General features: G+C 67.4%; 7 protein-coding genes and 1 pseudogene. 5 read left to right on the top strand and 3 right to left on the bottom strand.

The features are described 5' to 3' along the window. Positions 1-44: 44 nt before the first annotated feature. Together AC1D1S_RS17440 and AC1D1S_RS17435 are read right to left on the bottom strand one after the other, a co-directional pair. Positions 45-677: a uracil-DNA glycosylase family protein gene (locus AC1D1S_RS17440; protein ID WP_028277428.1), complete on the bottom strand. Its 633-nt coding sequence runs from the start codon at positions 675-677 to the stop codon at positions 45-47. A 185-nt stretch (positions 678-862) separates the two neighbouring features. Then, entirely contained in the window at positions 863-2,071 is a 1,209-nt protein-coding gene (locus AC1D1S_RS17435) for a cobalamin-independent methionine synthase II family protein (protein WP_476995042.1), read from the bottom strand. 404 nt (positions 2,072-2,475) lie between these two features. On the opposite strand from AC1D1S_RS17435, the gene AC1D1S_RS17430 reads away from it, so the two are divergent. Then, the gene (locus AC1D1S_RS17430) at positions 2,476-3,765 is read left to right on the top strand and encodes an adenylosuccinate synthase (protein ID WP_476995041.1); all 1,290 of its coding nucleotides are present in this window, start codon (positions 2,476-2,478) and stop codon (positions 3,763-3,765) included. Between the two features lie 143 nt (positions 3,766-3,908). Here the strand turns inward: AC1D1S_RS17430 and AC1D1S_RS17425 are convergent, their stop codons facing one another. Beyond that, on the bottom strand, positions 3,909-4,571 hold the full coding sequence (locus tag AC1D1S_RS17425; protein ID WP_243181436.1) for a GntR family transcriptional regulator: 663 nt from the start codon (positions 4,569-4,571) through the stop codon (positions 3,909-3,911). Positions 4,572-4,676: 105 nt separating this feature from the next. Between AC1D1S_RS17425 and AC1D1S_RS17420 the strand changes: the two genes are divergently transcribed. The 4 genes and pseudogenes from AC1D1S_RS17420 to AC1D1S_RS17405 form a co-directional block, all read left to right on the top strand. Next, positions 4,677-5,687 carry a 1-aminocyclopropane-1-carboxylate deaminase gene (locus tag AC1D1S_RS17420; protein ID WP_476943347.1) on the top strand — a complete coding sequence of 337 codons (1,011 nt, stop codon included), beginning with the start codon at positions 4,677-4,679 and terminating at the stop codon, positions 5,685-5,687. Positions 5,688-5,972: 285 nt separating this feature from the next. After that, positions 5,973-6,473 (top strand): hypothetical protein, encoded by a 501-nt coding sequence (locus AC1D1S_RS17415; RefSeq protein ID WP_476995040.1) that lies wholly within the window; start codon positions 5,973-5,975, stop codon positions 6,471-6,473. Between the two features lie 130 nt (positions 6,474-6,603). Further along, positions 6,604-7,152, top strand: coding sequence for an RNA polymerase sigma factor (locus AC1D1S_RS17410; protein WP_476995039.1), 549 nt, complete (start codon positions 6,604-6,606; stop codon positions 7,150-7,152). Next, a pseudogene (locus tag AC1D1S_RS17405) lies at positions 7,149-7,775 on the top strand (hypothetical protein); the annotation flags it as partial. The gene AC1D1S_RS17410 and the pseudogene AC1D1S_RS17405, both read left to right, overlap by 4 nt.

Genomic DNA, 7,775 nt, shown 5'->3' with positions numbered 1-7,775 from the left:
CCTTGAGGTGGGAGCCCGCCGTCGTTTGTGCGTGCGCGGGTGGGTCAGCTGGCCTTGGCCAGGCCCGTGCGGGCCATGGCGTCCGCGTACGCGGTGTGCATCTCCGCCAGGTACTCTTCCTGCCGGGCCGGGGTGCCGGCGAACGCCCGGCCGCTGAGCGAGCGGACCTTGTAGGTCTTCAGGCCGCGGCGCCAGATCATGGGCACTTCGGTCTTGAGCAGCAGGTTGGCCAGGCGGTTGGCCTCGGTGCCGTGGGCGACGATCACGGAGGCGCGGGGAACGAGGGCCAGGAACTTCAGCAGCGGCTTCAGGCCCGCGGAAATCTGGTCCGGCGTGAACTTGCCGTTCGGCTCGCCGGGGACGTGCCACGGGTGGACGTTCCAGGGCATGACAAATTCGGGGCGCAGGCCGAGTTTCCACTGGATGCCCAGCATGCGGGTGGCGGCCTCGTCGTCGCCGGCGGTGATGAAGCCTGACGCGTCAGCGGTGCCGATGTTGGAGTACAGGCTGATGATCCGGCACTCGTCGACGTCGTGCATGGGGTCCACGTAGGGGACAGCGGTGCCAGCTTTGGTTGCCTGGAGGACGTCAAGGAGCTCGTTGACGGGGGCGACGTTAGGTTCGTACCGGCGGCTCAGAAGCTCTTCGCGGAAATTTTCGGTGGCCAGGGCTGTCATATGTTGCTGGGTCTCCTGCGGGATTGGCAAAGCTGCCACACCGGATGCAGGCACGCCGAATACGGGCATGCGGAGCAATGGTGTGGTTTGAAAATGTGGTGTGGACCGATTCCTGGTCGATCCTTATCAGTCTATCAAGCCCCGCGAAATGCGGCACCGGGCCGGACCCCGCCGGCCCGGTGCTGCTACCAGAGCCGCTGGGTGGCGCGGCGTGCGCCTTCGCCGAGGGCCTCCAGCTTGGCGTACGCGATTTGGGGATGCACCCTGCCGCCCAGCCCGCAATCGGTGGACGCAATCACGTTTTCCCGTCCCACGAGCTCGGCGAAGCGCACGATCCGGTCGGCCACGAGGTCCGGATGCTCCACGACGTTGGTGGCGTGCGAGACGACGCCGGGGATGATGACCTTCCCCTCGGGGAGCTTCGCATCCTCCCAGACGCGCCATTCGTGCTCGTGCCGGACGTTGGCCGCCTCGAAGGAGTAGCCGCCGGCCTTGACCTGCAGGACTGAGTCGACGATGTCCGCGAAGGGGATGTCCGTGGTGTGCGGGCCGTGCCAGGAACCCCAACAGACATGCAGCCGGATCTGCTCCGGGGGAAGACCGCGCAGCGCCCAGTTCGTCGCTTCGACCCGGAGCTGGATGAACTTCAGGTAGTCCGCCAGGCTCGGCTCGGGGTTGATCTGGTCCCAGCTCTCGGCCAGGGAGGGGTCGTCGAGCTGGACTGTCAGGCCGGCGTCGATGATGGCCTTGTATTCCTCTCGCATCGCGTCGGCGCAGGCGTAGAGGAGTTCCTCGTCGCTGCCGTAGTACTCGTTGGCCACCCGGGCGCACGAACCGGGCGAGAGGGAGGCGATGAACCCCTCGGCGAGTCCGGCCGCGGCCAGGCCGGTCTTGAGGTTGGCAACGTCCGAGGCCACGAGCTCCTGGCCCGTGTACGTCAGCGGCCCGGCGATCTTGGGCTGCGTGACGGCCCTGCGGTGGGCCAGGATCCCGGAGGAGGGGTCGTTGTAGGCGTCATCGAACGTCTGCCGGTCCCGGCGGTCCGGGAAGGAGGTCAGGACGATGTGGCCGGGCGAGGAACGGTGCACCGTGGCGTCGGCCCAGCGGTCCACGTCGGTCGGTTCCAGGCCGCCGAGCCGTGAGAAGGAGTAATTCCACCAGGCGCCGTAGTCCACGGAGCTGGACATCGTGTGCCCGTACTCGCCGTCATTGGGGATGTCGATGCCCAGCTCCTTCTGGCGCTGGACGACGTCCACCACCGAGGTTTCGAGCAGGTCCAGGAATTCGGGCGTGATGCCGTCCGTTTCCTTGGCCTCGTTCGCGGCGATCAGCTCCGGCGTGCGGGGCAACGAGCCGGCATGGGTCACACGGATGTGGTCAGTGGTCCGGGGCATGGCGCGGTTTCCTTTCGGCCGCTCGGGATTCTCACTCCCACTCAATTCCACCCTGCGCCGTCCCGCAAGTGGTGCCCGCTATGTGTCGGGCCTGAGCCGGCGGATGATGCAGCAACGGCGAACGCCATGAAAAAAGAACGGCTCGTCCGCCGCGGCGGACGCGTGGCCCTCCCTCGCGGAAGCCGCCCCGGCGTTCACCACCGTCGGGACGGCGCGTCCAAGCAAGGACCCAAAGCGATGCCGGGCACCGATTTCGGCTAAACTTGGGTGGTAAGAGCCCCGGAACTCTGGCGTTGGATACGAACACAGCGATAGATTCGGGGCATTCTCATGAACGGCGCTGAGCTGCGGTGACCGCCTGGTCATTAAACGCAGTTCGGCCCGAACGAATGGGGGAGGATCCCATGCCAGCAATCGTGATCGTCGGAGCCCAATGGGGCGACGAAGGCAAAGGTAAGGCCACTGACCTGCTTGGCGGCCGCGTCGACTTTGTCGTCAAGCCCAACGGCGGCAACAACGCCGGGCACACCGTCGTCGTAGGCGGTGAGAAGTATGAGCTCAAGCTCCTTCCGGCCGGCATCCTGAGCCCGAACGCGGTTCCGATCATCGGCAACGGCTGCGTGGTGAACCTGGAAGCCCTGTTCCAGGAGATCGACGGACTGGAGGCCCGCGGTGCGGACACCTCCAAGCTGCGCGTCTCCGCCAACGCGCACCTCGTGGCGCCCTACCACCAGGTCCTGGACAAGGTCACCGAGCGGTTCCTCGGCAGCCGCGCCATCGGCACCACCGGCCGCGGCATCGGCCCGGCCTACATGGACAAGGTGGCCCGCCTTGGCATCCGCGTCCAGGACGTCTTTGACGCCTCGATCCTGCGCCAGAAGGTAGAGGGTTCGCTGCGCCAGAAGAACGAGCTCCTGGTCAAGGTCTACAACCGCCGGGACATCGAGGTGGACGAGATCGTGGAGTACTTCCTGTCCTTCGCCGAGCGCCTCCGTCCGCTGGTCATCGACAGCACCTACGTCCTGAACACCGCCCTGGACGAGGGCAAGGTGGTCCTCATGGAGGGCGGCCAGGCCACCTTCCTGGACGTTGACCACGGCACCTACCCCTTCGTGACGTCCTCGAACCCGACCGCGGGCGGCGCCTCCGTGGGCTCCGGCATCGGCCCCACCCGGATCTCGCGTTCCATCGGCATCATCAAGGCCTACACCACCCGCGTGGGCGCAGGGCCGTTCCCGACGGAGCTGTTCGATGAGATGGGCATGTACCTGCAGAAGACCGGCGGCGAGTTCGGCGTCAACACCGGCCGTCCCCGCCGCTGCGGCTGGTACGACGCCGTGCTGGCGCGCCACGCCTCCCGGGTCAACGGCTTTACGGACTACTTCGTCACCAAGCTGGACGTGCTGACGGGCATCGAACAGATCCCGGTCTGCGTGGCCTACGACGTCGACGGCGTGCGGCACGACGAAATGCCCATGACCCAGACCGAGTTCCACCACGCCAAGCCGATCTTCGAATACTTCGAAGGCTGGACCGAGGACATCACCGGCGCCCGCACCCTGGAGGACCTGCCGGAGAACGCCCGGAACTACGTCCTGGCCCTGGAAAAGCTCTCCGGTACCCGGTTCTCCGCGATCGGCGTYGGCCCGGACCGCGACCAGACGATCGTGGTCAACGACCTCATCAACGATTAGCACCCGTTGACGCAACACTGACCGGCGTACGACGGCGGCGGGTCGCCCTTGCAGGGGCGGCCCGCCGCCGTCGCGGTTAAGGCCGCAGCCAAGGCCGCAGCCACGCCTGGGCCACGCCTGGCCTGGGCGGGACCACAACGTTCCTAGGCGGGGTCTTCCGCGGACGTGAACCGCAGCGAGAGCCAGTTCTCCCGGCACGCCCTGGCGGCGGCCTCGGCGTCGCCACGGCGGGCGAGCCGGATGATTTCAGCGTGCTGCGCCACCGATTCCCGGGCGGCAAAGGAGCCGAAGCGCATCCGCTCCACCCGGCGCAGGACGGGGGTGGTTTGTTCCAGGAGTTCCCGGAGCACCGGGTTGCCGCTGACCGTGACAAAGACGGCGTGGAAATCGTCATCGGCCCGCAGTGCCGACTCGACCTCCGCCGCCTGCAGGGCCTGTTCGAAGCGTACATTGGCCCCGGCCATGGCGGCGAGGTGCTCCTCCGCCAGGAGCGGGACGGCCAGGCGTGCGGCCAGTTCGTGCAGTCCCGCCACCACCTGCTGCGTGCTGAGGGTCGACGCCGGGTCGCACGGGGCCACGATGGTCGCCTTGCCCGGCAGCGCAACCACCAGGCCGGCGCGTTCCAGCCGCAGCAGCGCCTCGCGGATGGGTGTCCGGCTCACGCCGAGCCACGCTTCCAGTTCGGCGTCCTTCAGCCGTTCGCCGGGCTCGAAGGTGCCGTCGACGATCGCGTTACGGATCGATTCAAAGACGTTGTCCCGCAGCAGCGGCCTCTTGTGGACTCCGGCGAGCGAGGGTACGGGCATGCAACATATCGTATATCCCTCTTGCCCTTCCGGAGCCTGTATCCGACAATGCAATATATTGCATATTTGCTGTGTCCGTTTCCCACCGCGAGCGAAGGACCGACGATGGCCATCACCGATTTCGAACGCTACCCCCTGATGTTTGGCCCGAGCCCCATCCATCCGCTGCCGCGGCTCAGCGCACACCTGGGCGGGGCGCAGATCTGGGCGAAACGCGAGGACGTCAACAGCGGCCTCGCGTTTGGCGGCAACAAGACGCGCAAGCTGGAGTACTTCGTCCCGGAGGCCCTGGCACAGGGCGCGGACACCCTCGTCTCGATTGGCGGCTACCAGTCCAACCACACCCGGCAGGTCGCGGCGGTGGCGGCGAAACTCGGCCTCAAAGCACGCCTGGTTCAGGAAAACTGGGTCGACTGGCCCGATCCGTTGTCCGACCGGGTAGGCAACATCCTGCTCTCGCGGATCATGGGCGCCGACGTGCGGCTGGACAGTGCGGGCTTCGACATCGGCATCCGCAGCAGCTGGGAGACCGCCATCGAAGAGGTCAGGGCCGCCGGCGGCACGCCCTACGCGATCCCGGCCGGCGGGTCCGACCACAGGCTGGGCGGTCTGGGCTTCGCCAACTGGGCCTACGAGGTGGAAGAGCAGGAGCGCGAGCTCGGCATCTTTTTCGAGACGATTGTCGTCTGCACCGTCACGGGCTCCACCCACGCCGGGATGATCGCGGGTTTTGCCGGCCAGGACAAACCGCGCCGCGTGATCGGCATCGACGCGTCGGCAACTCTGGCGAAGACCCGTGACCAGGTGGAACGCATCGCCCGGAACACCGCCGAGCTGATCGGCCTGGGCAGGGAACTCCGGGACGAGGAAATCAACGTCATGGAGGGCTGGGCCGGGGACCTCTATGGGATTCCCGTCGATTCCACCCTGGAGGCCATTCGGCTGGGCGCCTCGCTCGAGGCCATGATCACCGATCCCGTCTACGAGGGAAAGTCCCTCGCCGGGCTGATCGACCTCGTGAAAAGCCGGGAAATTCCGGCCGGCAGCAATGTCCTCTACGCCCACCTCGGCGGCCAGATCGCCCTGAACGCCTACAGCGGACTCTTCCGCTCCTGACGCGCCGTCGTCGTTAATCCCCGGCAGCACCGGCTCAAAAAAGAAATCAAGAAAATTTCCGATTGGTGCGTAACCTTTCGGGCCCGCCCAGCGATTACTCCTTTGTAAGCGCCTCCGGAGTCTTGGACCCCCCACCAGACACCGGCTGGCCTTCCACCGTAAGTGCCGGCCGGCGCCTGCCCCCATGGGCGCCGGCCAGCCTTTTCTGGCGAGAGTGGGCTGTCAACTGCCCCCGTGAGGCCTCAGCCCGCCTTCAAACCAAAAAACAAAGGATGTACGTCTGTAATGAAGAGTGTTAGCAAGACCACCAAGATCGCTGTCGGCGCCGCCATTCTGGCAGTCGGAGGTTTCTCCGGCATCGGACTGGCCAATGCCGCTCAGATGTCCAGCACCGAGCAGGCTGAAGTGAGCCACGCTACGCCCGCCACACCGGCTGTCCCGGCCACGCCTACGCTCCCGGCAAAGCCGGCCGTCCCCGCAGTTCCGGCCGCGCCGTCGACTGACGGCAAGGCCAAGGGCGACGCCGAAGCCGACGTCGACGGCACCGAAGGTGCCGTCGACGGCTCCGCCGACGCGAAGGACGGAGCCACCGTCAAGGGCGACGCCAGCGTCAAGGGTGCTGCCGGTGAGGCACGCGCCAACGCCAACATCCACGCCGCAGTTCCGGCGACCCCGGCGACACCGGCCGTCCCCGGTGCCAAGGGCGTTCCGGCAACCCCTGCTATTCCGGCAACCCCGGCTGTTCCGGCCCAGCCGTCCGTCGAGCTGCCCCAGCACGACAAGTAAATTCCGGCTGTTCGGCCTGGACCCGGCATGGGTCTGAAAGCAAGGAGGGAGCCCTCACTTTGGAGGGCTCCGGGGTGCGGCCGCTAGACTTGCGGGGGCCGCACCCCAGCAGTAACGGAAGGACAGCCTCTTGGCACAGCAGCTAAGCGATGACGAATTGTCAGCCGCCTTAGCTGGTGACCCTTCAGGTTTCAGCGCGGTGTACACGGTTATTTCCCCGGCCGTGCTGGGCTACTTCCGGGCCCGGGGCGTGGACGACGCCGAGGCCCTGACCCAGGATGTGTTCGTGGACGTCCTGCCAAAGCTGGCCAGCGTCAGCGGCGGCCACGCAGGTCTAAGGACCTTCATTTTCTCCGTCGCCCACGCGCGGCTGGTCGACTACAGGCGGCGGGCAGAACGCACTCCGCATTTGGCCGAATACGATCCCCTGAACGACGCCAGGTACTCGGCATCCGCCGAGGACGAAGTGCTCGGATCCCTGGGCGGTATCTCGGACACTCTCGCGAGGCTCAATGAGRAGCAGCGCGAAGTTCTGGTCCTGCGGATCGTCGCGGACCTTTCCATCGAACAGGTGGCCGGCATCATGGACAAGACGCCGGGTGCCATCAAGCAGCTTCAGCGCCGCGGGCTCAGTGCCCTGCGCGAACTCGTAACCGAAAAGGACCACGCAGCATCATGACCGGCACCCGCGACCCCCAGCAGGATGGCACCATCCAGGCGATGCTGGGCGACTCCGGCCTCGAATCCGCGGCCGAGCTTCGGAGCGCGCTGGAACAGCTCCGCGCCGTGGTCCCGGATGCGGCTCCCGCGCCCCGCGCCGACCTCGCGGCCCTGCTCGCGGCCGGGACAGCCGGAGCAGCCGGTCTTGCCGCCGCCCCTGACACAGCCACGACGACGGCGCTGCCCACCGTCGCGTCCGCGAAGAATGACGCCGACGAATCGCTGCCGGCCGGGGTCACCAGCCTGGCCGAGCGCCGCCGCCGGAAGCGCCGGCTGGCAATCGTCGGTGGCGCCGTCGTGGGTGCCATGACCCTTGGCGCCGGCGCCGTGGCGGCATCCAGCGAGGACTTCCGGCACAGCGTCAGCCACACCGTCGGGGTCATCTTCCAGACTCCGGGCCACGGTACACCGGCCCCCGAGCATGTCCAGCCGTCGCCGTCCACCATCCCCGCCCTTCCCGCGCCCGCCGCGACGCCGGGTCACGGCACGCCCGGAACACCGGGTGCTGACCCGTCCGGAGCATCGACGCCCACCACCTCCAGCACCCCGGGCGCCCCGGCGGCCRGACACGCGCCCCCCGCC

Source organism: Arthrobacter sp. P1_A5, from assembly GCF_056406825.1.
Note: the sequence above shows the minus strand (reverse complement) of the source record. Positions and strands in the feature narration are given on the sequence as shown.